The sequence below is a fragment of the Streptomyces sp. NPDC057854 genome (assembly GCF_042797055.1).
Classification (GTDB): Bacteria; Actinomycetota; Actinomycetes; order Streptomycetales; family Streptomycetaceae; genus Streptomyces.
The window spans coordinates 115,399-137,557 of the sequence record NZ_JBHVMF010000001.1; the positions used below are offsets into that span (position 1 = coordinate 115,399).

Below are 22,159 nucleotides of genomic sequence, written 5' to 3' on the forward strand. Positions count from 1 at the left end.
TAGCATCCTGGCCATGGCCACTCGACTCGTGCAGATCACCATGAAGGCCCGGGACGACGCCGCGCTCGGCCGCTTCTGGGCGGCGGCGCTCGGCTGGGGCGTCGACAGCGAAGGCCCGGGCGTGACCAACCTCGAACCCGTCGGCTTCACCTACCCCGATCCCACGGCCGTCTGCGTCGACATCGTCGCCGACCCCGAACCCAAGACGGTCAGGAACCGCGTCCACCTCGACCTGGCCACCACGTCGCCCGCCCACCAGGCGGAGCTGGTCGGCCGCCTGCGGGACCTCGGGGCCACGCTCGCCGACATCGGTCAGGGCGACGTGCCCTGGACGGTCATGGCGGACCCGGAGGGCAACGAGTTCTGCGTGCTGGAACCGCGGCCGGTCTACCGGGACACCGGACCGATCGCCGCCGTGGTCGTCGACGCCGCCGACCCCCGGCGGATGGCCGGTTTCTGGGGCGCGGCGACGGACTGGACGGTGCACGAGGCCACCGACGCCCTCGCGACCCTGCGCTCGGCCCGGGGCGTGGGCCCGTACCTGGAGTTCGTCCGCTCCCCCGCCCCCAAGCGCGTCTGGAACCGCGTCCACCTGGACGTCCGCCCCTACCCCGGCGACGACATGGCCGCGGAGGAGGCCCGCCTGCGCGCCCTCGGGGCCGGCGTCGCCGCCTTCGACCAGTCGGCGCTCCCGTGGACGGTGCTGACGGACCCGGAGGGCAACGAGTTCTGCCTCCTCACTCCCCGCTGAGGACACGCGCGTCCCCAGGTCCGGAGCGGTGCGGGCGCCGGTCCTGGTCCTGGTCCTGGCCGGATCCTCCGACGGCGTGATCGGCACCTCCCCGGCCCGGCCTACCGGCAGGTCACCGTCGGGCCCGGGAGCATGCCGCCCGTGTAGAGGGTCTGGCCGTCCGGGAGCCAGTAGCCGAGTTTCGAGACGACGGTGGAGCACGTGGAGGGGGTGGTGACGCGGACCGTCACCTGCTGGGGGTTGCCGGGCTGGAGGGTGGTGAGGGCGCAGTCCAGGGCGTGCCGGAGGCGGGTGGTGCCGGGGAAGCTGCCGACGAGGGGGTTGACGCAGCGGGGGTCGGCGGTGGAGATGCGGACGCCGGAGTCCTCCTCCTCGCCGATCAGGCCGAAGCGCGCGCTGCCGTCGCCCTCTTCGCTGTCGCGGCGGATCGTGTACGTCAGGGTGGTCGTGGTGCCGCGCTGGAGCGCCGGGCGGTCGACGGTGACGGTGTGGGTGGGGCGCGGCTTCGGGGTGGTCAGGGTCAGGGTGGCGCGGACGGTGCCCTGGAGGTCGACGCCGCCGCTTGGCTCCGAGCGCACGCGGACCGTGGCCGTGAGGTCGTACGTGCCCGGGCCGGGGTACTCGACGGCGCCGGGCAGCGTACCGGCGAGCGTCCCGCCGGCGTGCCGGGCCGTCCAGGTGCCGGTGGTGCGGCAGGTGAGGCCGCTCCCGCAGACGGCCGGGGCCGAGACGGTCATGCGGGGGTGGCCGCCGTCCGCGCACAGGCTGACGGTGACGCTCTCGCCGTCCGCGCCCCGCAGGGTTCCGGCGACCGCGCAGAGGGTTCCGGGTCCCTCGGGCTGCGGGGCCGCCGGCGGACGGCTCCACGCCGGGGCGATCAGTCCCAGGGCCGTCAGCGCCACCGCCGCCGTGGCGCTCCAGACCGTCCGACGTACCGACACCGCTTCCTCCGTGGCGCTCTCCGACCGGGCGGGCCCCGGTCGCCTGCGCCGATGGTGGACCGCCGGACGGGCGGCTTCCGGGACCCACGCCGGGCGGTCACCTCATGGCGTCAACCGGCGGGAGGTCAGGCGCGCGGGCCGGCGCCGTGGAGGAGGGTGTCGACGACGCGGGCGGCCAGGACGTCCGGGTCGGCGCCTTCGGCCGCTTCGGTGAGGGATTCGCCGAGGAGCGCGTAGTAGAAGCGGCGGACCCAGTCGAGATCGGCCGCCGCGTCGACGAGTCCGTCCTGCTGGGCCCGGCGCAGCAGCGCGACGCAGCGTTCGGCGATGTCGCGGTGGAGGGCGGCGGCCTCGCCGTCCTCGTCGCCCTCCGGGAGCCCCAGGGCGAACGCCCAGGCGCTCTTGACCCGGAGGACGTTGGCGGTGATCCGGTGGATGGCCACGAGCGGCGGCGCCGTGTCGGGCCGGCCGTCGTCCACGGCCTGGGCGAGCCGGCGGGCCGCGGAAGCGGCCAGCGCGTCGGTCAGCGCCTGCCGGCTGGCGAAGCGCCGGTGGATCGTCGTCCGGGCCACGCCGGCGACCGCGGCGATCTGCTCCATGGAGGCGTTCGGATCCTCGGCGAGCACCCGCTCGGCCGCTTCCAGGATCGCGCGCACGCTGCGCTCCGCGTCCGCGCGCAACGACCGCGCCCCTGCCTCACCCATCGTGCTCTCCTCCTGGCCGATCCGTCGCGGAAATCTTACATCGGTGATGCGAGAGGGGTTTTAGTTGCATCATTGCTGTTGCATTTCATTCGTTTACTGGTACGGTCCTGCATCATTTGACAACTCATCAAGGAGGCAGCCCGTGCCCAGCACCGCCCTCATCACCGGCGCGTCGTCCGGTCTCGGCGCCGAGTTCGCCGCCCAGCTCGCCGCCCGGGGACACGACGTGGTCCTGGTGGCGCGTTCGGGCGACCGGCTCGCCGCCCTGGCCGAGCGTCTGGTCGCCGAGCACGGCGTCCGCGCCCACGTACTGGTCCAGGACCTCGCCGCACCGGACGCCGCCCGCCGCGTCGCCGACGAGCTCACCGCCCGCGCCCTCCACGTCGACCTGCTCGTCAACAACGCCGGCTTCGGCACCTGCGGCCGCTTCGAGGAGATCCCCGCGGACCGGGACCACGACCAGCTGATGGTCAACGTCGTCGCGCTCGTCGACCTCACCCACGCCCTGCTCCCCGGCATGCTGGAGCGCGGCCGCGGCGCGGTCGTGAACGTCGCCTCCAACGCCGGCTTCCAGCCCTCCCCGTACTTCGCCGTCTACGGCGCCGGCAAGGCGTTCGTCCTGAACTTCGGCCTCGCCCTGCGCCAGGAGTACCGGCGGCGCGGCATCCGGGTCCTCACGCTGTGCCCGGGTCCGGTCGAGACCGCCTTCTTCGACACCATCGGCACCCGCCGGGCGGCCGTCACGGGCTCGATGACCACCCCGGAGCCGCTCGTCCGCGCCGCGCTCCGCGCCCTGGACCGCGACCGGGCCTACGTCGCGCCCGGCCTCGGCAACACCCTCGGCGCCCACCTGACACCGCGTCGCCCCCGCGCCCTGGTCGCGGCCCTCGCCGAGCGCGTCACCCGCAAGGTCCTGGACGGCGCCGCTCCGGCGCCGCAGCCCGTCGCCTGAGCGCCGGGCGGGGTCGGTGTCGGGGGGCCGGGCGGCGGTGTCAGTGCCCCGTGGCAGGGTGGTCCGTGGACGCGCGCGGCGTCCCCGAGAAGCCCCGGAGCAGGGAGACGTACGTGAACGACCCCGGCAGCAGCCAGGCCGGCCGCGGTGTGCGGCGGACGGCGTCGGACCTCGCGCGGATCTCCGCGTGGTGGCGGGGGCTCGGCGGTGACGGGTTCGTCGTGCTGCCGCCGCCGGGGAGGGGGCGGTACACGCAGGGGGACGGGCACGCGGACGCCGCCGAGCTGGTCGCGGAGCGGGGCCTCGCGGGACCGGTCTCGTTCGCGTACTGGCACTGGCAGTCGCACGGGCGGGCGTTCGACCGCTCCGGCGCGCTGACCGGCGAACTGCTGCTGCACTGGGGCGGGGACCACGCGGTCGTGGGCGCCGGGCTCGGGGCGGGGCCGGACGGGTTCCGGGTCGTCGACGGCGGGCCGCGGGGCGCGTTCCGGCTGGACCGGATCACCCTGCGGGACGGCGAGGGGCTGCCGGACCCGGCGGACCCGGACGGCGTGCGCCAGTTCCTCGCCGCGCTCGACGAGCCGGTGCACCACGGCCCCGGCCCGGTCCGGTACCGGCCCTTGTCCCCGGCGGAGGACGCGTGGCTGCGTCAACGGCTCGGCGCCGCGCGGGACCTCACCGCCGCGACCCGGTTCGCGGTGGCGCTGGAGCGGCGCGACGGGCTGACGGCAGACGAGACGGACGGGCTGCTGCGCGCGTGGCGGGAGGAGTACGCGGGGCGCCTCGACCGGTGGACCGGGTGGCGGGAGCTGCTGCGGGCCCTGCTGCGCCACGGCCGCGCGGAGGCGTGGGAGGCCGTCGCGGCCCTCGGCCCCCTCGCGGCGGGCGTCGTGGCGCGGGTGCCGTCCGAGCGGGGGCTCGACGTCGTACGGGCGCAGGCGCTCGCGGGCGCCCCGGCCGCTGTGCCGGCCTGGCTGGAGCTGTACCGGTCGCTGCGCGAGCCGGGCGCCGTGCGGGCGGCGGTCGCCGTCGCGGCGGACCTCGACGCGCACGGGGCGCCGGAGGCCCTGCTGCGCGGGCTGTACGCGGCGCTGACCCGGGAGGCCACGGCCGACTGGCGCCGGGAGACGGGCGCGGACGGCCTGACGGGCGGGTCGTACGCCGGGCTGCTAGCCGTCCGGTTCGCCACCGACGAGCGGCTGCCCCGCGCCCTGCGGGTGCTGGCCGCCCGGACCGCGCTCGACCACGTGGAGCGGGTACGCGAGGCGGCCCTCGACGCCCGCGACGGCGCGCGCTCCGGCGCTCCGGGCCGCACGGACGGCGACGCTCCCGCCACCGTCTCCTTCGTCACCGGCCCGGAGGCCGCCCGCACCGCCCTCGCCGATGTCGAGCGCTACGAGGCGTCCCGGGACGGCCTGCTGTCCGGCACCGGTCCCGACCTGACCGCCTCCGAGGGCGTGCTGAGCCGGACGTGGCACCGGTACCGCACCCTCACCGACGGCGACGCGCGCTGGCTGCGGGAGCGGATCGCGGACCCGGACACCGGCCTGCAAGGGCTCGGGTTCTGCCTCGAACTGCTCCACTCCCACGGGCTCGCCGGTCCCGCCGAGGTCGAGGCGCTGCTGCCGCGCCGCATGAAGGACCTCACGAAGAGGTACCGGACCACGTACACCGAATGGCGCCACCCGCTCGTCACCCTCACCTGCCTCGCCCTCGACCTGGGGCACCCCGCCGCCGGGAAGCTGCTCGCGTGGTGGGACGGCGCCCGACCGGTCTGGAAGGCCGAGCTGCGGCTCCTCACCCACCTCGGCGCGCCCGACGAGGCGAAGGCCGCCGAGCTGTGGGAGTTCGTGACCTCGCCCGCCCACGACGTGGGCCAGCTGATGACCTGGGTGCTGGTCCGGGCCCGGCTCGACGGCGTGCACCCGCTGCTGGTGGCCGACCGGCTGCACGGCGTGCCGGGCATCGCCGAGCACAGGCTCCGCCAGGTCCTCGTCGGCGTCGCCGACCCCCGGCAGCCCCTGTGGCACTACGCCGTCGACACCCACAGCCGCGGGTGGTGGCAGCGCGCCCAGGAGGTCGCCGGACACCCGGACCTCTCCCCCGCCTCCCGCGCGCTCGGCGTGCGCGTGGCGCGGCAGCACGGTCTCGTCCGCCACCCGGACCGGCTCGACCCCGGGCCGACCCGGGCCGAGCGGGCCGCGGCCCTGGAGTGGATACGCCGTCACGACGCCGACTGACCGGCCGCCGGCGCCGGACAGGCGCCAGGGAGGACCGACCCGGCCGGGAGACGTCCGATCGTCATCTAGGATTCATGGCGGCTGTGGGGCTGCGACCCGTCGCTCGCAGCGGCGACCGCGGTACGGCAGGCCCACCGGCCGACAGAAGCGGTCCGGTCCGCGACGGCGTGACCACCGGCGCGCGTCTCCGTGGTACGGGAGGCCGGCTCCCCGTCCACGAAGAAGAAGACCCCAGGGAGAAGTGAGGTATGCCGGTGATCTGCGTCGGTGGCATGATCGGGATCGGCAAGACGAGCGTGGCCGAACTGCTCGCCAGGGAGCTGGGCACCGAGGTCTTCTACGAGAGCGTCGACGACAACCCGATCCTCCCGCTGTTCTACTCGGCGAGCCCCGAGGAGATCCAGGCCAAGCGCTACCCCTTCCTGCTCCAGCTGTACTTCCTCCAGACCCGGTTCGCCGCGATCAAGGAGGCGTACAAGCAGGACGACAGCGTGCTCGACCGGTCCATCTACGAGGACTGGTACTTCGCGAAGGTCAACCACGACCTCGGGCGGATCAGCTCCCTGGAGATGCAGGTCTACGAGGGCCTGCTCGACGAGATGATGAAGGAGATCGAGGGCCTGCCGTACCGCAAGGCCCCTGACCTCATGGTCTACCTGAAGGCCGACTTCGCGACGGTGCTGCACCGCATCGGGCTGCGGGGCCGCGACTTCGAGCAGGACGAGAGCCTGGTCGAGTACTACCGCACGCTGTGGTCCGGCTACGACGACTGGGTGCACCGGCACTACTCGGCCAGCGACGTCCTCGTCGTGGACATGAACCAGACGGACGTGGTGAACAACCCGGACGACGCGGCGCGCGTGGCCCTGGAGGTCAAGAACGCCCTGACGGAGATCGCGGCCCGGCGCTGAGTCCGCCCGCTCCTCCCGCGCGTTCCGGCCGGCCGCCGGGGCCGCGGGAGCCGTTCTCCTCGTGGGGGGCGGTCACTCCTGGGCGGCGGCGGCTCCGGCCTGCCGGAGGGGTGCGGCGCCGGTGCGCTGCTCGCGGACGGCGATGCGGGCGAGCTTCGTGAGCATCATGCCGTTGCGGATCGAGACCAGGTAGTCGACGGGGAGGCCGTGCATGCGCGTGCCCGGGCCGCGGAGGGGGTGCCACTCCAGGAGGAAGAGGGTGTGCTCGCCCCAGGGGATCAGGTTCATGGCGATCCGGGCGGCGCCGAAGGGCTCGGCCTTCGCCTCCAGTTCCAGGCGGCGCTCGGGTTCGCAGACGCGGACCACGCAGGTGTCGTCGAGGGTGACCGGTCCGACGCCGACGCGGACGCGCAGGCGGGCGCCGACGTCGGGCCAGTGCGGATCGGCGGCGAGGATCCGCTGCGTACCGGAGACCCATTCGCCGTAGCGATGGCCGTCGGAGAGCAGGCCCCACACGCGGGACGGCGGGCTGAGGATCAAGCGGCGGTTCCGTGACACGGTGGCTGCCTTCCTTCGTCCGGGGCGGGAGCGCGCGGCGCCGGGCGCCTCGGCCGACGCTAACCGCTGCGGGTCCCGCGGACGCGGACGGCGGGCCGTGTGTCGCCCGGAGTCCGGTGCGGCGGGCACGGGGGCGGCGGCTCCCGGACGGGCGGCATATGCCCTCGCTCCCGGGTTCTTGTCGGCGGCGGGCGGGGCCACGACGATGTGCGCCGGGAAGCCGTACGTCCGCGAGGGGGAGGCCGGGTTGAGCGAGGCGACGACGCGGAGGAACGGGAGGCCCGGGCCGGGCCCGCGGGCCGGGGTGCGGACGCTGGTCGCGGAGTCGTGGCGGCGGTCGGAGCGCGCCCGGGTGGACCGGGACGGGGCGGCGCCGCTGGAGCTGGCTGAGGAGGAGGTGGCGGCGTACCGGGAGGGGCATCCGCTGGCCCCGGCGATGCCGGTGATCCGGGAACTGCTGGGCGCGGACGCCCGGGACGGCGGGCACCTGCTCGCGGTGTGCGACGCGGGCGGGCGGCTGCTGTGGGTGGAGGGCGACCCGGCGACACTGCGGCACGCGCGGCGGATGAACTTCGTGGCCGGCGCGGGCTGGGCCGAGGCCGCGGCGGGGACGAACGCCCCGGGGACGGCGCTCGCCGTCGGGCGGCCGGTGCAGGTGGTGTCGGCGGAGCACTTCCGGCCGCCGGTGCGGGCCTGGACGTGCGTGGCGGCGCCGGTGCGCGACCCGCGCAGCGGACGGCTGCTCGGCGCGGTCGACCTCACCGGCGGCGCTCCCCTCGCCCATCCGCACAGCCTCGGTCTGGTACGGGCGGTGGCGCGGGCCGCGGAGGCGCAGCTGGCGCTGCTGGCCCCGCCCCCGCCGGCCGGGCGGCTCCGGCTGACGGCGCTGGGCCGGGACGAGGCGCTGCTGACGGTGGACGGGCGGCGGCTGGCGCTGAGCCGGCGGCACAGCGAGATCCTGGTGGTGCTCGCCCACCGGCCGGAGGGGATGTCGGGCGGCGAGCTGCTGACGCTGCTGTACGAGGACGGGTCCGTGACGCCGGTGACGTTGCGCGCGGAGTTGTCGCGGCTGCGGGCGGTGCTCGGTCCCGAGGTGCTGTGCTCGCGGCCGTACCGGCTCGCCGTGCCGGTGGACGCGGACTTCGCGGCGGTGGACCGGCGCCTGGCGTCGGGGGCGGTGGCCGCGGCGGCCGGGCAGTACGCGGGCCCGCTGCTGCCGGGGTCGGTCGCGCCGGGGGTGGTCCGGCTGCGGGAGCGGCTGGCGGGGCGGCTGCGGGCCGCGCTGGTGGCGCGGGCGGATCCGCGGCTGCTCGCGGACTGGGCGTACAGCGCGTGGGGCGAGGACGACGTGGAGGTGTGGCGGGCGCTGTGCGCCGCGGTCCCGGCGTCCCAGGTGGCGCCGGTCCGCGCGCGGCTCGACGCGCTGGAGGCGGAACTGTCCTGCGACGCAACGGGGTTGCAACGCCCGGCGGCGCACACTCGGCGGTGAGGGCGCGCCGGCCGGGACGCCGGCCGCCCGCCGTCCGGCCGCCCGTGCACCCCGGCCCGGGGCCCGGCGGTCCGGTTCCGCCTGACCCGCAGGAGGTCTGCCCATGACCCGCTACGCCGCACCCGGTACCGAGGGCGCGCTCATGGCGTACCAGCCGCGCTACGACCACTGGATCGGCGGCGCGTACGTCGCCCCGGCCGGCGGCCGGTACTTCGAGAACCCGAGCCCCGTGGACGGCAGGCCGTTCACCGAGATCGCCCGGGGGTCGGCGGAGGACGTCGAGCGCGCCCTGGACGCGGCGCACGCGGCGGCCCCGGCCTGGGGGCGCACGGCGCCGGCCGAGCGGGCGGGGGTGCTGCTGCGGATCGCCGACCGGATGGAGGCGAACCTGGAGGCGCTGGCGGTCGCGGAGACGTGGGACAACGGCAAGCCGGTCCGGGAGACGCTGGCCGCCGACATCCCGCTCGCCATCGACCACTTCCGGTACTTCGCGGGGGCGCTGCGGGCGCAGGAGGGCGCCCTCAGCCAGATCGACGAGGACACGGTGGCGTACCACTTCCACGAGCCGCTGGGCGTGGTCGCGCAGATCATTCCGTGGAACTTCCCGATCCTGATGGCGGTGTGGAAGCTGGCGCCGGCGCTGGCGGCGGGCAACGCGGTGGTGCTGAAGCCGGCGGAGCAGACGCCGGCGTCCGTGCACTACTGGCTGAGCCTGGTCGCGGACCTGCTGCCGCCGGGGGTGCTGAACGTCGTCAACGGCTTCGGCGAGGAGGCCGGCAAGCCGCTCGCGTCGTCGCCGCGGGTGGCGAAGATCGCCTTCACCGGCGAGACGTCAACGGGCCGTCTGATCATGGAGTACGCCGCCGCGAACCTGAAGCCGGTGACGCTGGAGCTGGGCGGCAAGTCGCCGAACATCTTCTTCGACGACGTGTGGGCGGCGGACGACGACTTCCGGGACAAGGCGCTGGAGGGCTTCACGATGTTCGCCCTCAACCAGGGCGAGGTCTGCACCTGTCCGTCACGGGCGCTGGTGCAGCGGGGCGTCTACGGGGCGTTCATGGAGGCGGCGGTCGCCCGTACGGAGGCGATCGTGGCGGGCCATCCGCTGGACACGGAGACGATGATCGGCGCGCAGGCGTCGGCGGAGCAGCTGAAGAAGATCCTCTCGTACCTGGAGATCGGCCGGCAGGAGGGCGCCAAGATCCTGACGGGTGGTCAGGAAGTGGGCCTCGGCGGCGATCTGGAGGGCGGCTACTACATCCAGCCGACGATCTTCGAGGGCGACAACCGCATGCGGATCTTCCAGGAGGAGATCTTCGGCCCGGTCGTGGCGGTGACGTCCTTCACGGACTTCGACGACGCGATCCGCACCGCGAACGACACCCTGTACGGGCTGGGCGCCGGCGTGTGGACCCGGGACACGAACACCGCCTACCGGGCGGGCCGCGCGATCCAGGCGGGCCGCGTCTGGACCAACTGCTACCACGCGTACCCGGCGCACTCCGCCTTCGGCGGCTACAAGCAGTCGGGCATCGGGCGGGAGACCCACAAGATGATGCTGGAGCACTACCAGCAGACGAAGAACGTCCTCCAGAGCTACAGCCCGAAGAAGCTCGGCTTCTTCTAGGGGCGCGGCTTCCTTTGAGGTGCGCGGACGCGGGCGTCCGACCGGGCTCTCAGCCCGGCGGGCGTCCGCGTGCCGGGAGTTCGTCGAGGAACCGGGCCAGCGTCGCGACGCCGAGGCGGAGCGCGCGGAGCTCGGCCCGTTCGTCGGGGCCGTGCCAGCGGTCTGCGGGGAGTCCCGTGCCGAAGAACAGCACCGGTGCGTCGCAGGCCCGGGCGAGCTGGGCGCCGGGGGCCGCGCCGCCGTTGCCGATGTGGCGGGGCTGGGCGCCGTAGGCGTGGCCGACGGCCCGGGTGAGGGCGGCGAGGGCGGGGGCGTCGGGGGGCGTCCGGTAGGGGTCGGAGTTGGTGGAGGCGATCTCGAGGTCGTAGGTGAAGCCGGGGCGCCGGTGGCGGTCCAGCCACGCGCGGAGCTGGTCGGCGACCTGGTCGGCCCGCTGCTCGGGTACGAGCCGGAACAGCAGGTCGGCGCCGGCCTCGGCGGGGATGAGGCCGAGCGCGGGGGCGTCGGTGCGGCCGGCCGTGAGGCGCGCGACCTCGGCGGAGGGCCGGGTCCACAGGCGCTCGGGGACCGTGCGCCCCGCCTCGCCGGGGGTGCCGAACGTGCCGGTCTCCGCCTGCCAGCCGGCCGGGTCGAACGGGAGGGAGCCGACGCCGTCGCGCAGGTCGCCGGCCGGCGGGACCACGGGGTCGTAGAAGCCGGGCAGGGTGACGCGGCCCGAGGCGTCGATGAGGTGGTCCACGAGGCGGCACAGTTCGACGGCGGCGTTGGCGGCGGCGCCGGAGACGGCACCGCTGTGGAGGTCGCGTTCGGCTCCGCGGACGGTGAGGGTCGCGGTGACGGATCCGCGTACGGCGGCGCACACGGTGGGCTCGTCGAGGGACCAGAGCATCGAGTCGGACACCATGACGACGTCGGCGCCCAGGTCGCCGGCGTGCTCCGCGAGCACGTCGGCCAGGTGGACGGAGCCGATCTCCTCCTCGCCCTCGATGAGGTACTTCACCGTGACGGCGGGGGCGGTGCGCCGCGCGAGGTGGGCGCGCAGGGCCCACAGGTGGGTCATGATCTGGCCCTTGGCGTCCGACGCGCCGCGGCCGTGCAGCCGGCCGTCCCGCAGGAGCGGCGCGAACGGGTCGGTGGCGTGCCACTCGGACGGGTCGACGGCGTGCACGTCGTGGTGGCTGTAGACGAGCAGGACCGGGGCCCCGGGGTCGGCCGCCGGCCAGGACGCGTGGACGGCCGGCAGGCCTTCCGTCTCCCAGACCTCGGCGCGCGGGAAGCCGGTGCGGCGCAGCGCCTCCACCAGCCACCGCGCGGAGCGGCGTACGTCCTGGGCCCGGTCCGGGTCGGAGGAGACGGAGGGGACGCGTACCCACTCCGCCAGTTCGGCCAGGGCGTCGCTTGTCGGGCCGGTCATGGGCGGGCCCCGGGCAGGGAGCGCGGGAGCCGGCGGCGGCGGACGGTCAGCACCGTCGGCAGGTGGCGGCGCAGGGCGGCCCGGGCCGCGTTGGCGCCGGGCGCGCCGTGCACGCCGCCGCCGGGGTGCGCGGACGCCGACGCGAGGAAGAGGCCCTTCACGGGCGTCTCGGGGCGCCCGTTGCCGGGGACGGGCCGGAAGACGAGCTGCTGGTGGAGGGCGGCCGTGCCGCCGTTGAGGGCGCCGCCGCGCAGGTTGGCGTCCAGCGCCTCCATGGCCGGCGGGGCCAGGACCCTCCGCCGCAGGACGCGCGCCCGGAAGCCGGGGGCGTACCGTTCGACGACCTCCTCCATGCGGTCGGCCATCGCTTCGCTCTCGCCGCGGTCCCAGCGGCCCGTGAGCCCCTGTCCGCCCGCGTCGCCCTTGATCCTCTGCGGCAGGTGCGTGTACGCCCAGGCGGACTCGGTGCCCGCCGGGGAGCGGGTCGGGTCGGCCACGGTCATCTGCCCGAGGACGAGGAACGGGTCCTCGGGGACGAGCCCGGTGGCGAGCCGGGCGGCGTAGGCGGTCAGGCCGTCCATGCCGTCGGCCAGGTGCACGGTGCCGGCGGTCGCCGCCTGCCGGGCCGTCCAGGGCACCGGGCCGTCGAGGGCCCAGTCCACCTTGAAGGTGGCGAAGTCCCACTGGAAGCGCCGCAGGTCCTTCAGGAGGCTGCCGGGCAGGTGTTCCTCGCCGACCAGGGAGCCGTACAGGGCGGGTGCCGAGACGTCGGCCAGGACGGCGCGCCGGGCCGGGACGCGTTCGCCGGCGCCGGTGCGGACGCCGACGGCGCGGCCGGCCCGTACGACGACCTCGGCGACCGGCGTGCCGCAGCGGACGACGCCGCCCCCGCGTTCCAGCCGCCGCACCAGCGCGGCCGTCAGCGCGCCGGCGCCGCCGGCGGGGACGGGGAAGCCGTGGTGCTGGGCGAGCATCGACATCAGCCATCCGTAGCCGCCGCTGCCCGCCGCCTCGGGCGGCAGGTCGGCGTGCAGGGCGTTGCCCGCGAGGAGGAGGCCCCCCGGTTCGGCGCGGAACTGCTCCTCGGCCAGGCGGCGTACCGGCAGCAGGAGCCGTCGTACGGTCGCCAGGCCGCCGGCGCGGCGGACGCCGTCCAGCAGCCGGGCGGCGGGGACCACCGGCGGGAAGGGCGTGAACAGGCAGCGGACGACGTCGGGGCCGATCCGGTCCCAGAGCCCGCACAGGTCCCGCCACGCGTCCCCGTCGCCGGGCGCGGACGCGTCCAGGGCCGCGGCGGTGTCGTGCGGCAACCGGTCCAGCACCGCGCACCGGCCGTCGGCCGCCGGGTGCGCGAGCACGCGCGGGGCGTGGCTCCAGGCGAGGCCTTCGCGGTCGAGGCCGAGGGAGGCGATGACGGGCGAGGCGGCGGCGAGGGGGTAGAAGGCGCTGAACAGGTCGCTGACGTAGTCGGGGTGCACGCCGCGGTCGCTGCGGACGGCTCCTCCCGGTTCGGGCTGTGCCTCGAACACCTCTACGCTCCAGCCGGCGTCGAGCAGCAGGTTGGCGGCGACCAGTCCGTTGGGGCCGGCACCGATGACGATCGCGTCGGGCATCGCGTCTCCCTCGTCGGGCCTCAGGTGTGGGCGGGCGCGGCGTCCGCGGCGTACTCCTCGACGACGCCGGCGAGCCGGGTGAGCATGTCGCGGTGGCGCAGCTGGATCAGCGCCTCGATGACCGCGTTGTGCAGGGTGCCGCCGAGGCCCCGCAGCGGGTGCTCGTCCACGATGACCAGGGACTCCTCGCCCCAGGGGCGGACCTCGACGGCCACCCGGGCGGTGCCGACGGGGCCGCTGTCGACCTCCAGTTCCAGTTCGCGCGGGGGTTCCACGCGCCGGACGACCGTCGTGCCGGACGCCGTCCACGGGCCGAGCCGGACGGTGTACGCGAGGGCGGAGCCGAGTGCGGGCCACTGCCCGTGCGCGGGGCGCGACTCGCTCGTGCCGACCACCCAGTCGGCGTAGCGCGAGGGGTCGGCGAGGACGTCCCACACGTGCTGCGGGGCGGCATGGATGAGCCGGTGTCGTACGGCCATGGTCACTCCCTGGGGTGGAGGTGCGAAGGGGGTCGGGCGGACGGGGTGGGGTCCGCGGCGGCTCCGCCGGGGCCGAGGAGGCCCGTGGGCGGCAGGGGCGCCTCGCCCCGGGCCGCGAGGACCCGCCGGGACCGGCGGGTGACGACGGCCGGCAGGACGGCGCGCGCCGCGTGCGCGCCGCGCAGCCACGGCGGGTCGTAGACGTGCGCGGAGCGGTGTTCGATGCCGCGGACCATGGTCCGGACGTAGCGGGCGGGGTCGTGGACGACGGAGACGGGCCAGGGCAGGTGCGACCGCAGCAGGCGGAAGACGGCCGTCTCGTCGGCGGCGCGGATCATGGCGGTGTCGGCCCAGTTCAGATAGGCGACGCCCACGGCGACGCCGCGGTGCGCCACTTCGGCGCGCAGGGCGTGCGCGAACGCCTCCGCGCCGGCCTTGGAGGCGCAGTACGCCGTGAGGAGGGGCGCCGGTACGAGGGCCGCCGTGGACGCGACCTGGAGGTAGTAGCCGCGGGTGCGCAGCAGGTCCGGCAGGAAGCAGCGGGCCGTGAGGGCGCTCCCGACGAGGTTGACGTCGATCGCCCGGCGCCAGACGTCGGGGTCGCAGTCCAGCAGGGGCCCGCCGAGGGCCACGCCCGCGTTGGCCACGACGACGGAGGGGCTGCCGAGGGTGCGCCGGACGGCCCCGGCGGTCCGGGCGAGCGCGTCGGCGTCGGTCACGTCGACCGCCCAGGACCGGGCCTCGCCGGGCAGGTCCGCCGCGACGCGGGCGAGCCGCCGGTCCTCCAGCCCGAGCAGCGCCACCCGGGCGCCCCGCCGGGACAGGGCGCGGGCCAGGCCCTCGCCGAGTCCGCGTGCCGGGCCCGTGACCACGGCGACGCGGCCCGCCAGCGGGCCCGGGTCGTCCGCGTGGTCGCTCCGGCCGTGGCGCGTCATGGCGGGCGTCTGCCCGCCCCGGTCGGCTCGTACACGGCGGAGGTGCGGGGCGGTCAGGCGAGAAGGACGATCGCCAGCGCGCCCGACGCGTCGACGACGCCGCACCACTCCGACCAGGCGCGGGGGACGATCCGGCCGGTGCGGTGGTGGACGAGGTCCCAGAGGGCGTGGGCGAACCAGCCGGCCGCGACGACGTACAGCGCGGTCCTGCCGTCCGTGAGGAGGACGGTCGCCGCCCACGCGCAGAAGACGACGAGGCCGGCGGTCTGGACGGTGAGCGCGCGCCGGTCGCGAAGTTCGCCGCGTACGGCCCCGAAGGCCAGGTAGCACAGCGGCATGACCACGAGGAGGGCGGCGAGGAAGGACGTCGGCGGGAGGCCGTCGGCGAAGGTCGCCACGGCGAGGGCGAGCGCCAGCCAGGCGGGCCAGCGGTGGGCGAGGAGGCGTAGCGTCGTCATGCGGACCAATGTCGGGCACGGGGGCCGCCGCGGTCACCGGTCCGTCCCTGGGATGTCCGCCGCCTTGGGGTGGAGGTCCGTGCGGACTAGGGTCGTGCCATGGGGGATCGCGCGGAACGGGTGGTGGCCATCGTCGGTTTCGAGTCGGCCGAACTCCTCGACATCGCCTGCGTCACGACGGGCCTGGCCCTCGCCAACGCGCTCGGGGACCCCGGGACGCCGTACCGGGTGCGGGTGCTCTCCCCGGGCGGGGCCCCGGTCCGGTGCGGCACCGGGCTCACCCTGGCGGGCGTCGAGTCCCTGGAGCGGGCGCGGGGGCCGCTGGACACGCTCGTCGTCTCGGGCGGTCTCGGCGTCGAGCGGTTCGCCGCCGATCCCCGTCTCGTCGGGCACGTCCGGCGCCTGAGCCGGGAGAGCCGCCGGGTCGCCTCCGTCTGCACGGGCGCGGCCGTGCTCGCCGCGGCGGGGCTGCTGGACGGCCGGCGGGCCACCACCCACTGGCAGTTCGCCCCGTGCCTGGCCGACGGCTATCCGGAGGTACGGGTGGACGCGGCGCCGCTGTGGATCCGGGACGGCAACGTGTACACGTCGGCCGGCATCACCAGCGCGCTGGACCTGACGCTGGCCCTGATCGAGGAGGACCACGGGCCCGAACCGGCGCGCCGGGTGGCCCGGCACCTCGTCGTCCACATGCAACGCCCGGGCGACCAGAGTCAGATGAGCGCGTTCACGGCGGCGGCGCCGCCCCGCGAGGACACCGTGCGCGTCCTCGCCGCCCACATCGCCGCGCACCCGAACGAGGACCTGAGCACGCCGGTCCTCGCCGCCCGCGCCGGGCTGACGTCCCGTCATATCACCCGGCTGTTCACCCGCTGCCTCGGCGAGCCGCCGGGCCGCTACGTGCGGCGGGTGCGCACGGAGACGGCCGCGCAGCTCCTGCTGTCGAGCGCGCTGCCGGTGGCGTCGGTGGCCGTCCGCTGCGGCTTCGGCACCCCGGAGGCGCTGCGCAAGGCGTTCCTGGACCACTACGGGGTCTCCCCGACGGGCTACCGCGAGGGCGCGCGGCGCTGACCGGTCAACCGGCCTGCTCAGGCTCCGGGCGCGGGTCGGACGGTGATGCCGTTCCGTTCGAGCAGGGCCGCCGTGACGCCGTCGCCGTCGGTGAGCCGCCCGCTGAACGAGCCGTCGTACACCGTGCCGCGTCCGCACGAGGGGCTGCGCGGCATCAGCAGGGCCTCCCGGGCTCCGGTGCGCCGGGCCGCGGCGAGCGCCCGCCGGGCGCCGGCGACGAACTCCGCCGTCACGTCGCGGCCGGTGTCCTCGACCACCCGTGCCGTGCCGTCGAGCACGGCGCCCCCGTCGCCGCCGACCAGTTCGGCGGGGCGCCGCGGGGTCGCGAGTCCGCCGGCGGTCTCCGGGCAGAAGGGGACCGCCTCGCGGCCCGCGAGCGCGGCCTCGACCTCCGGGGACGCCTTGTCGCGTCCGTCGAACCGGCAGGGCACTCCGCGCAGACACGCGCTCACCAGTACGGTCTCCATGCCCCAGGCTATCGGCGCCCCGGGCGTCAGCTCCGTCCGGCCCCGTCCCCGCGCAGGCCGGGCAGGTGCGCCACGAGGAGCGCGAAGCCGGCCAGCGCGACGTTGCGGGCCGCGGCGTCCAGGCCGTTCCAGTCGGACGACTGCCACATGGCGAACCACTCGCCGCCGATGGCGACGAAGCCCATCCCGAAGAGCAGCAGCACCATCACCAGTCCCACCGTGCTCGCCGCGCGGGCCCGGTCGTACGCGCCGCGCCGCAGTCCCGCGATCCAGAACCAGGTGGCCGCGAGGAGGACCAGCGCGGCCAGCGTCTCCCAGACGATGATGGCGACGTACGCGGCGTTCTGGAGCGCGGTCGACTCGACCGCCCGCCACATCAGGTCGGGGTCCTTGAAGGTGGTGTCCATGCTCAGGACGTGCTGGACGAACTGCTGGTTGGTGCCGAAGTCGGTGATGTTCCCGAAGGCCACCAGCGTCATGTAGAGCGCGACGGTCGCCGTCAGGGCGGTCGCCGCGACGGCCGGCGCGCCCAGCCGGCGGAGCGTGCCGGCCGGGGCAGGGGCGGCGGGGCCGGTGCCGGCCGGCCCGAGGGACTGTGCCATGGGTGGGTCCTCCTTCGTCGTCGTACGGCCCGCGCCGTGTGTCACGGGCCGTACGACTCCTCCCCACGGACGCGGCGTTCCAGCCGTCGCGCCGCGCACGGGTCCCTCCGGGTCGGCCGCCGCCGGCGGACCGTCAGGCCTTCTCCTGCATCGAGCGGCGGGCGGGGTTCCCCTGCTCGGCGGCCTTCGGGTCCCTCTCGTCGGCCTTGGCCCGCACGCCCTGTTCGATGCGCTCGCCGGTGGCCTTGTCGATGTTCTTCCAGTAGGCGAAGGCACGCTCCAGGACGGGTTCGGTGACGCCGTTGAGGAGGTGGCCGACCACGTTGTCGACGAGGCGGTCGCGGGCGGCGTCGTCCATGACCTCGCGCACGAGGGTGCCGGGCTGGCCCCAGTCGTCGTCCTCCGGGTGCGAGACGTACGCCGCCCGGGTGATCTCGCCGTCCGCCGTCCAGCTGGGCGGCGACCCGTAGCGGGCGGTGTCGGCGGCGGGTCCGCCCTTGGAGTTGGGGGCGTAGACCGGGTCGGTCGTCTTCCGGTAGGCCATCGCCCCGTCCTTGGAGTACGTGTGGACGTCGACGACGGGCGCGTTCACGGGAAGCTGCTGGTAGTTGCCGCCGATGCGGTACCGGTGGGAGTCCGCGTACGAGAACAGGCGGGCCAGCAGCATCCTGTCGGGGCTCGGTCCGATGCCGGGGACGAGGTTGTTCGGCTGGAAGGCGGCCTGCTCGATCTCGGCGTGGTTGTCGGTGGGGTTGCGGTCGAGCGTCATCCGGCCGACGGGGATGAGCGGGTAGTCGCCGTGCGGCCACACCTTGGTGAGGTCGAACGGGTTGAACCGGTACGTCGCCGCTTCCTCGTACGGCATGATCTGCACCTGCAGCGTCCAGGAGGGGAAGTCGCCGTCGCGGATGTGCTCGAAGAGGTCCCGCGTGTGGTAGTCGGTGTCGACGGCGGCCATCTGGTCGGCCTCGTGCTGGGTGAAGAACTCGATGCCCTGGTCGGTCTTGAAGTGGTACTTCACCCAGAACCGCTCGCCGGAGGCGTTGATCCACATGTACGTGTGCGACGTGTAGCCGTTCATGTGGCGCCAGGTGCGCGGGATGCCCCGGTCCCCCATCAGCCAGGTGACCTGGTGGGCGGACTCCGGGGAGAGGGTCCAGAAGTCCCACTGCATGTCGTGGTCGCGCAGGTTGTTGTCCGCGCGGCGCTTCTGGGACCGGATGAAGTGCTGGAACTTCATCGGGTCCTTCACGAAGAAGACCGGCGTGTTGTTGCCGACCATGTCGTAGTTGCCCTCGGACGTGTAGAACTTCAGCGCGAAGCCGCGCGGGTCGCGCCAGGTGTCCGGGCTGCCCCGCTCGCCGGCCACGGTGGAGAACCGCGCGACCAGGTCGGTGCGGGCGCCCGGCTGGAAGAGCGCGGCCCGGGTGTAGCGGCTGACGTCGTGGGTGACCTCGAAGTGGCCGAACGCGCCGCTGCCCTTCGCGTGCGGCTGGCGTTCCGGGATCCGTTCCCGGTTGAACTGCGCCATCTGCTCGATCAGGTAGGCGTCCTGCATCAGGATCGGCCCGCCGGGGCCGAGGGTGAGGGAGTGTTCGTCGCTCTCCGCCGGTGCGCCGGAGTCGGTCGTGGTGGCGGGTCGGGCTTCGGTCATCGGTCGTGTCTGCCTTTCCTCGTGTCGGACGGTGGCGCGTCGCTCGACGGGCACGGGCGGGCGGCACGCGGCGGCACCCCGCCGCTGCGTCCCCGTCCCAGCCTGGACCCGGTCGGCCGACGCCACCACCGGAGAACCGGAACTCACAGCTCCGTTTTCTGGGTCCCGGTCCGTGACCGCGACCGTCCGGGACCGCGGAGAGGGGGGCGTCGGGTGCGGTTCGCGGGGCATACGTGTGGTCGGCGGGCCCGGAGGCGGCCCGTGAGGAACAGGAGCCACCATGCGCACCGTAGGAGTGGAAGAGGAGCTGCTGCTCGTCAGTGAGCGCACCGGGGAGCCGCTCGCGGTGTCCTCGGCGGTCCTGGCGTCCGCGGCGGTCCGCGCGGAGGAAGGGGAGGAGGACGTCTTCGAGAAGGAGCTCCACCAGGAGCAGGTGGAGTTCGCGACCCGGCCGGTGAGCGACATGGGCGAGCTGGCGGAGGAGATCGTCCGGTGCCGGGCGGAGGCGGGGCGGCACGCCGAACGGGCCGGTGCCCGGGTGGCGGCCCTGGCCACCTCTCCCCTGCCGGTGGAGCCGTCCCGGAACCTGGGGGTCCGGTACCACTGGCTGGCGGAGCAGTACGGGCTCACCGTGCAGGAGCAGCTGACCTGCGGCTGTCACGTCCACGTGTCGGTGGAGTCCGACGAGGAGGGCGTCGCCGTCCTGGACCGGATCCGGCCGTGGCTGTACCCGCTCAACGCGATCAGCGGGAACTCGCCGTTCTGGCAGGGCCGGGACAGCGGCTACAGCAGCTACCGCAGCCGGGTCTGGTACCGGTGGCCGTCGGCCGGGCCGGTCGAGCTGTTCGGCAGCGCCGACCGGTACCACGAGGTGGTGGAGCAGATGCTCGGCACCGGGGTGCTGCGCGACCCGGGGATGATCTACTTCGACGCCCGGCTGTCCCACAACTGGCCGACGGTGGAGATCCGGGTCGCCGACGTCTGCCTGGAGCCCGGCACGACCGTGCTGCTGGCCGCGCTCGTCCGCGGCCTGGTCGAGACGGCGGCGCGGGCCTGGCGGGCGGGCGAGCCGCCGGCGCAGGTCCCGGCCGGTCTGCTGCGGCTCGCGTCCTGGCGGTCCGCGCGGTCGGGCCTCGACGGGCCGCTCGTCGACCCCGTCACGCTGCGGGAGCGGCCCGCGGAGGCGGTGCTGGACGCGCTCGTCGCCCACACGGCGGACGCGCTGCGGGACCACGGCGACCTGGACCTCGTACGCGAGGGGCTGGCGGAGCTGCGCGCCCGCGGCGGCGGGGCCCGGCGCCAGCGGCAGCTGCACGCGGACGGCCTCGACCTGGCGGGCGTGGTGCGGGAGTGCGCCCACATCACGACCGGGAAGGCGTGACGGTGCCGGCCGCCGCCGCGCGGCCGTTTCGGCCGGGCGGCCGGGGGCAGGCGCGCCACGTGGGCGTCCGGAGCCGGGCGCCGCTCGCACGGAGAGTGGGAGGAGTACGTCATGGGTGGTGAAGGCCGCGAGAAGGACGCGCCGCGCACGACCCCGTCCGAGGCGGTGGGCGAGAGCGGTGACGCGCAGGCCCGCCGGGAGGCGGAGGAGGCGATGCTCGGCCCGCGCCGAGCGTCGCACACCGACAAGGACCACGACCAGGACCAGGACCACGACGAGGAGTCCGGCGTCCAGGGAACGGCGGGGCCGCGGCGCGAGGTCCCGGACTGAGGGCCGCGGAGCGGACCGGAGGGAACCGGAGGAGCGAGGCCGAGAAACGCGGAGGAACCATGGACCACTCGCGCGCACCCGTGCTGGAGGCGCTGGAGGACTTCCGGCGCCGTGGCGACGTCGTCTTCGGACCGCCCGGGCACAAGCAGGGCAGAGGCACCGATCCCCGGGTGGCCGACGTCGTCGGTCACGACGTCTTCCGGTCGGACGTGCTGATGCTCAACGGTCTGGACGACCGGCGGGAGTCGCAGGGCGTGCTGGAGCGGGCGCAGGAGCTGATGGCCGACGCGGTGGGCGCGGAGCGGGCGTTCTTCTCGACGTGCGGCAGCTCGCTGTCGGTCAAGACGGCGATGCTGGCCGCCGCCGGGCCCGGTGAGAAGCTGCTGCTGTCGCGGAACGCGCACAAGTCGGTGATCGCCGGGGTGGTGGTGAACGGGGTCGAGCCGATCTGGGTGCACCCGAAGTTCGACTCCGAGCGGCACCTGGCGCATCCGCCGGAGCCGGAGGACGTACGCCGGAAGCTGGAGGAGCACCCCGACGCCAAGGGGATGCTGCTGATCACGCCCACCGACTGGGGCACCTGCGCCGACGTCGCGGGCGTGGCGGAGGTGTGCCACGCGTACGACGTGCCGCTGATCGTCGACGAGGCGTGGGGCGCGCATCTGCCGTTCCACCCGGAGCTGCCGGTGTGGGGCATCGACGCGGGCGCCGACCTGGTGGTCACGAGCGTGCACAAGATGGGCGGGGCGATCGAGCAGAGTTCGGTGTTCCACCTCCAGCACGACCGGATCTCCCCCGAGGTGCTGAAGCAGCGCGAGGACCTGCTGGGGACGACGAGCGCGTCCTCGCTGGTGTACGCGACGCTGGACGGCTGGCGGCGGCAGATGGTGGAGCGGGGGCGGGAGCTGCTGGACGCGGCGCTGCACCGGGCGCTCCGGGTGCGGAAGGCCGTCGCCGAGCTGCCCGGGCTGAAGGTGATGGGCCGTGAGGAGGTCACCGGGGCGGGGCTCGCGGCCGACCTGGATCCGCTGAAGCTGGTGGTGGACGTCCGGGGGCTCGGCATCAGCGGCATGCAGGCGGCGGAGTGGCTGCGGGACGAGTGCCGGGTCGACGTGGGCGGCTCCGACACCTGCCGGATCAGCGCGTCGCTCACGTACGCCGACGACGACGCGACGGAGCGGGCCCTGGTCGACGCTCTGCGGGCGCTCGTCGAGGGGGCCGGGTCGATGGGCCGGCGGCCCCAGGTGCGGTTGCCCGAGCCGTCGGCGCTGGAGCTGGAGCAGGCGCGGCTGCCGCGCGACGCGTTCTTCGGGGAGGCCGAGCACGTGCCGGCGAAGGACGCGGTGGGCCGGATCGCGGCGGAGACGATCAGCCCGTATCCGCCGGGGGTGCCGGCGGTGGCGCCGGGCGAGGTCATCACCGAGGAGGTGGTGGCGTACCTGCGCAGCGGCGTGGAGCACGGGCTGCTGATCCCGGACGCGGCCGACCCGTCGCTGGAGACGTTCCGGGTGCTGGCCCGGGGCCGCTGACGCGGCCGCGCGGTGACACCGGGTGCCCGCCCGGGGCGGTGTGGACCGCCCCG

At 75.3% G+C, this 22,159-nt stretch carries 21 protein-coding genes; 10 read left to right on the plus strand and 11 right to left on the minus strand.

Annotated features, from left to right (window positions below):
* The first annotated feature begins 13 nt into the window (after window positions 1-13).
* On the plus strand, window positions 14-751 hold the full coding sequence (locus tag ACFVQZ_RS00590; protein ID WP_383618520.1) for a VOC family protein: 738 nt from the start codon (window positions 14-16) through the stop codon (window positions 749-751).
* A 101-nt stretch (window positions 752-852) separates the two neighbouring features.
* Here ACFVQZ_RS00590 and ACFVQZ_RS00595 read toward each other — a convergent pair whose 3' ends face one another.
* Window positions 853-1,692, minus strand: a complete 840-nt coding sequence (locus ACFVQZ_RS00595; protein ID WP_383618521.1) for a hypothetical protein — start codon at window positions 1,690-1,692, stop codon at window positions 853-855.
* Between the two features lie 125 nt (window positions 1,693-1,817).
* On the minus strand, window positions 1,818-2,396 hold the full coding sequence (locus ACFVQZ_RS00600; RefSeq protein ID WP_383618522.1) for a TetR/AcrR family transcriptional regulator: 579 nt from the start codon (window positions 2,394-2,396) through the stop codon (window positions 1,818-1,820).
* 142 nt (window positions 2,397-2,538) lie between these two features.
* On the opposite strand from ACFVQZ_RS00600, the gene ACFVQZ_RS00605 reads away from it, so the two are divergent.
* The 3 genes from ACFVQZ_RS00605 (at window position 2,539) to ACFVQZ_RS00615 (ending at window position 6,499) form a co-directional block, all read left to right on the plus strand.
* Window positions 2,539-3,348, plus strand: coding sequence for an SDR family NAD(P)-dependent oxidoreductase (locus ACFVQZ_RS00605; RefSeq protein ID WP_383618523.1), 810 nt, complete (start codon window positions 2,539-2,541; stop codon window positions 3,346-3,348).
* A gap of 50 nt (window positions 3,349-3,398) precedes the next feature.
* The gene (locus tag ACFVQZ_RS00610) at window positions 3,399-5,588 is read left to right on the plus strand and encodes a hypothetical protein (RefSeq protein WP_383618524.1); all 2,190 of its coding nucleotides are present in this window, start codon (window positions 3,399-3,401) and stop codon (window positions 5,586-5,588) included.
* Window positions 5,589-5,836: 248 nt separating this feature from the next.
* Window positions 5,837-6,499, plus strand: coding sequence for a deoxynucleoside kinase (locus tag ACFVQZ_RS00615; RefSeq protein ID WP_383618526.1), 663 nt, complete (start codon window positions 5,837-5,839; stop codon window positions 6,497-6,499).
* Between the two features lie 72 nt (window positions 6,500-6,571).
* On the opposite strand, the gene ACFVQZ_RS00620 is transcribed toward ACFVQZ_RS00615, so the two are convergent.
* Entirely contained in the window at window positions 6,572-7,057 is a 486-nt protein-coding gene (locus tag ACFVQZ_RS00620; protein ID WP_107645450.1) for an SRPBCC family protein, read from the minus strand.
* Between the two features lie 247 nt (window positions 7,058-7,304).
* On the opposite strand from ACFVQZ_RS00620, the gene ACFVQZ_RS00625 reads away from it, so the two are divergent.
* Together ACFVQZ_RS00625 and ACFVQZ_RS00630 are read left to right on the plus strand one after the other, a co-directional pair.
* Entirely contained in the window at window positions 7,305-8,546 is a 1,242-nt protein-coding gene (locus tag ACFVQZ_RS00625) for a GAF domain-containing protein (RefSeq protein ID WP_383618527.1), read from the plus strand.
* 103 nt (window positions 8,547-8,649) lie between these two features.
* Window positions 8,650-10,173, plus strand: a complete 1,524-nt coding sequence (locus ACFVQZ_RS00630; RefSeq protein WP_030495390.1) for an aldehyde dehydrogenase family protein — start codon at window positions 8,650-8,652, stop codon at window positions 10,171-10,173.
* 49 nt (window positions 10,174-10,222) lie between these two features.
* Here the strand turns inward: ACFVQZ_RS00630 and ACFVQZ_RS00635 are convergent, their stop codons facing one another.
* From ACFVQZ_RS00635 to ACFVQZ_RS00655, 5 genes are read right to left on the minus strand one after another with little or no spacing between them, the layout of a single operon-like run.
* Window positions 10,223-11,587, minus strand: a complete 1,365-nt coding sequence (locus ACFVQZ_RS00635; RefSeq protein WP_383618529.1) for a M20/M25/M40 family metallo-hydrolase — start codon at window positions 11,585-11,587, stop codon at window positions 10,223-10,225.
* Window positions 11,584-13,200 (minus strand): phytoene desaturase family protein, encoded by a 1,617-nt coding sequence (locus tag ACFVQZ_RS00640; protein WP_383618530.1) that lies wholly within the window; start codon window positions 13,198-13,200, stop codon window positions 11,584-11,586. Before ACFVQZ_RS00640 ends, ACFVQZ_RS00635 begins: the two co-directional genes overlap by 4 nt.
* Before the next feature lie 20 nt (window positions 13,201-13,220).
* Window positions 13,221-13,679 carry an SRPBCC family protein gene (locus ACFVQZ_RS00645; RefSeq protein ID WP_383618532.1) on the minus strand — a complete coding sequence of 153 codons (459 nt, stop codon included), beginning with the start codon at window positions 13,677-13,679 and terminating at the stop codon, window positions 13,221-13,223.
* Window positions 13,680-13,681: 2 nt separating this feature from the next.
* A complete protein-coding gene (locus tag ACFVQZ_RS00650; protein WP_383618533.1) occupies window positions 13,682-14,614 on the minus strand; it encodes an SDR family oxidoreductase in 933 nt (310 codons plus the stop codon).
* A 53-nt stretch (window positions 14,615-14,667) separates the two neighbouring features.
* Complete coding sequence (locus tag ACFVQZ_RS00655) at window positions 14,668-15,072, minus strand: hypothetical protein (protein ID WP_383618534.1); 405 nt, start codon at window positions 15,070-15,072, stop codon at window positions 14,668-14,670.
* Window positions 15,073-15,171: 99 nt separating this feature from the next.
* On the opposite strand from ACFVQZ_RS00655, the gene ACFVQZ_RS00660 reads away from it, so the two are divergent.
* Window positions 15,172-16,143 (plus strand): GlxA family transcriptional regulator, encoded by a 972-nt coding sequence (locus ACFVQZ_RS00660; protein ID WP_383618535.1) that lies wholly within the window; start codon window positions 15,172-15,174, stop codon window positions 16,141-16,143.
* A gap of 17 nt (window positions 16,144-16,160) precedes the next feature.
* Here ACFVQZ_RS00660 and ACFVQZ_RS00665 read toward each other — a convergent pair whose 3' ends face one another.
* The 3 genes from ACFVQZ_RS00665 to ACFVQZ_RS00675 form a co-directional block, all read right to left on the minus strand.
* On the minus strand, window positions 16,161-16,610 hold the full coding sequence (locus ACFVQZ_RS00665) for a DUF523 domain-containing protein (protein WP_383618537.1): 450 nt from the start codon (window positions 16,608-16,610) through the stop codon (window positions 16,161-16,163).
* Window positions 16,611-16,636: 26 nt separating this feature from the next.
* Window positions 16,637-17,212 (minus strand): DUF2165 domain-containing protein, encoded by a 576-nt coding sequence (locus ACFVQZ_RS00670; RefSeq protein WP_383618539.1) that lies wholly within the window; start codon window positions 17,210-17,212, stop codon window positions 16,637-16,639.
* A gap of 133 nt (window positions 17,213-17,345) precedes the next feature.
* Entirely contained in the window at window positions 17,346-18,866 is a 1,521-nt protein-coding gene (locus tag ACFVQZ_RS00675; protein ID WP_383618540.1) for a catalase, read from the minus strand.
* 280 nt (window positions 18,867-19,146) lie between these two features.
* On the opposite strand from ACFVQZ_RS00675, the gene ACFVQZ_RS00680 reads away from it, so the two are divergent.
* The 3 genes from ACFVQZ_RS00680 to ACFVQZ_RS00690 all read left to right on the plus strand — a co-directional run bounded on the left by ACFVQZ_RS00680 (window position 19,147) and on the right by ACFVQZ_RS00690 (window position 22,106).
* Window positions 19,147-20,247, plus strand: coding sequence for a glutamate--cysteine ligase (locus tag ACFVQZ_RS00680; protein WP_030495380.1), 1,101 nt, complete (start codon window positions 19,147-19,149; stop codon window positions 20,245-20,247).
* A 111-nt stretch (window positions 20,248-20,358) separates the two neighbouring features.
* Complete coding sequence (locus ACFVQZ_RS00685; RefSeq protein WP_383618541.1) at window positions 20,359-20,577, plus strand: hypothetical protein; 219 nt, start codon at window positions 20,359-20,361, stop codon at window positions 20,575-20,577.
* A gap of 59 nt (window positions 20,578-20,636) precedes the next feature.
* A complete protein-coding gene (locus ACFVQZ_RS00690) occupies window positions 20,637-22,106 on the plus strand; it encodes an aminotransferase class I/II-fold pyridoxal phosphate-dependent enzyme (RefSeq protein ID WP_383618542.1) in 1,470 nt (489 codons plus the stop codon).
* Window positions 22,107-22,159 lie beyond the last annotated feature (53 nt).